Source organism: uncultured Lutibacter sp. (assembly GCF_937891065.1).
In the GTDB taxonomy this organism is placed as follows: domain Bacteria; phylum Bacteroidota; class Bacteroidia; order Flavobacteriales; family Flavobacteriaceae; genus Lutibacter.
This window is the reverse complement of the sequence record NZ_CALAEQ010000238.1, coordinates 1-2,686: the sequence shown is the minus strand read 5'-3', so window position 1 is coordinate 2,686 and position 2,686 is coordinate 1. Positions and strand designations below refer to the sequence as shown.

The window sequence follows — 2,686 nt, the reverse complement described above, 5'->3', positions numbered from 1 at the left end:
CAATTACTACTGGTAGAACATCTATTTCTGGTGGAAGTATGACTGTTGAAGAAGCTCAAGATATTGCAAATGTATTAAAAGCAGGTAAATTACCAGCTGCAGCACATATTATTCAATCTGAAGTTGTAGGGCCATCATTAGGTCAAAAAGCTATTGACAGCAGTATGAGTTCATTTGCATTAGCGTTACTATTAGTTTTATTATGGATGATTTTCTATTATGGAAAAGCAGGTGCATTTGCTGATGTAGCTTTAGCAGTAAACCTTTTATTTATTTTCGGAATATTAACTGCTTTTGGCGCTGTACTAACATTACCAGGTATTGCAGGTATTATTTTAACAATAGGTATGTCGGTTGATGCGAACGTAATTATTTTTGAAAGAATTAAAGAAGAATTAAATAAAGGTAAAGGATTAAAAGCTTCCATAAGTCATGGATTTAGTTTTAAAGGAGCTTTATCTGCTATTATTGATGCCAACATTACAACCATGTTAACTGGTGTAATCTTATACATTTTTGGTACAGGACCTGTAAAAGGATTTGCTTACACATTAATGGTAGGTATTGTAACGTCTTTATTTACTGCAATTTTTATTACCCGTTTATTAATAGACTGGTATGCTGCAAAAGGAAAACTTTTCACTTTCAATACCGGCATTACTAAAAACTGGTTTAAAAATGAAGGTATTGAATTCTTAAAAAGACGTAAAATAGCTTATGTAATTTCTGCAAGTGTAATTATTCTTGGTTTAGCTTCTTTATTTACGAATGGACTAAACTACGGAGTTGACTTTGTAGGTGGTAGATCATATGTTGTGAAATTTGATAAAACAACTAGCGCTACAGAAGTAGCAGAATCTTTAAAAGATGTATTTGGAAGTGCTCCAGAAGTAAAAACTTATGGAGAAGCTAGTCAATTAAAAGTAACAACAAAATATAAAATTGAAGAAGAAGGAAATCATATTGATGATGAAGTTCAACAATTATTATTTAGTGGTTTAAAACAATATTTACCTGAAAATCTAACTTTAGATGAATTTAAACCTGGTTATGAAGGTGAAAATAAAGTTGGTGTAATGAGTTCAATTAAAGTTGAACCAACAATTGCAGATGATATTAAAACAGCTGCTGGATGGGCAATATTAGGTTCTTTATTAATTGTTTTCTTATACATTCTATTAAGGTTTAAAAAATGGCAATATAGTTTAGGTGCTGTAGCTGCTGTTTTCCATGATGTTTTAATAGTATTAGCATTATTCTCAATATTCCATAAAATATTACCATTTGATATGGAAATTGGACAATCATTTATTGCTGCTATACTAACAGTGGTTGGTTACTCATTAAATGATACGGTGGTAATTTTTGATAGAATTCGTGAATTTGCAGGTATTCATACTTCTTGGAAATTCTCAAATGTTGTTGATAAAGCACTAAGTAGTACCTTAGGAAGAACAATTAATACATCTTTAACTACATTAGTAGTATTGTCAGCTATCTTCTTATTTGGAGGAGATTCTATTAAAGGATTTATGTTTGCATTAATTATTGGAGTAATAGTTGGAACGTACTCTTCATTATTTATTGCATCTCCTTTAATGTATGATACAATTCATAAATTAGACAAAAAGAAAAAATAAATTATAATATATTAAACACCATAAAAACCGTTTTGAGATGTCAAAACGGTTTTTGTATTTCAAATTAGCAAATAAAATCAAAATACAAACTGTTATTCTATTTTGATTACTAAATTTGTAATAAACCAAAAAAAATGGCCATCATAAAACTACACGACAAATATTTTAAAAAGTATATTTCTAAAGATAAAATTGCCTCGGCAATTACCAAAATTGTAAAAGAAGTTGCTAAAGATTGTAAAGATGAAACACCCATATTTATAGGTGTGTTGAATGGTTCATTTATGTTTGTTGCTGATTTTGTACGTAAATATAAATTTAACTGCGAAGTTTCATTTGTGAAATTAGCCTCTTATGAAGGAACCTCTTCAACAGGAAAAATAAAACAATTAGTTGGGTTAAATGAAAATCTAGAAGGAAGAACTGTAGTTATATTAGAAGATATAATTGATACAGGAAATACGCTTCAAGAAATTTATAACATATTTAGTGATAAAAAATTAAAACAGCTTAAAATAGCGACGCTTTTCTTTAAACCAGATGTGTTTAAAAAAGATTTACCTATAGATTATATTGGTATTCCAATACCTGATGAGTTTATTGTTGGATATGGTTTAGATTATGATGGACTAGGACGAAATCTTGCTAATATATACCAACTTACAGCAAAACCAAAAGTAAAAAACATCCTGCTTTTTGGCCCTCCAGGTGTAGGAAAAGGGACACAAGCAGATATGTTAAAAGATAAATACAATCTTGTTCATATTTCAACTGGAGATATGTTTAGGAAACACATAAAAAATGAAACAAAACTTGGAATTTTAGCCAAATCCTTTATTGATAAAGGAAATTTAGTTCCTGATGATGTTACCATTAAAATGTTGAAAACGGTAGTTAATAAAGTTCCACACAGCAATGGAATTATTTTTGATGGTTTTCCACGTACAAAAGCGCAAGCGGTAGCATTGGATGCTTTTTTAGAAGAAAACGGTGAAACTATTGATGGAATGATTACGATAGAAGTTCCAACAAGTTTATTAATTGCT

General features: G+C 29.7%; 2 protein-coding genes. Both read left to right on the top strand.

What is annotated here, in order from left to right:
- Window positions 1-1,640, top strand: a 1,640-nt coding sequence (gene secF / locus Q0352_RS13035) for a protein translocase subunit SecF (RefSeq protein ID WP_299528152.1), incomplete at its 5' end; no start/stop codon positions are given.
- A 134-nt stretch (window positions 1,641-1,774) separates the two neighbouring features.
- A partial coding sequence (hpt, locus tag Q0352_RS13030; protein WP_299528150.1) for a hypoxanthine phosphoribosyltransferase occupies window positions 1,775-2,686 on the top strand: 912 nt, incomplete at its 3' end.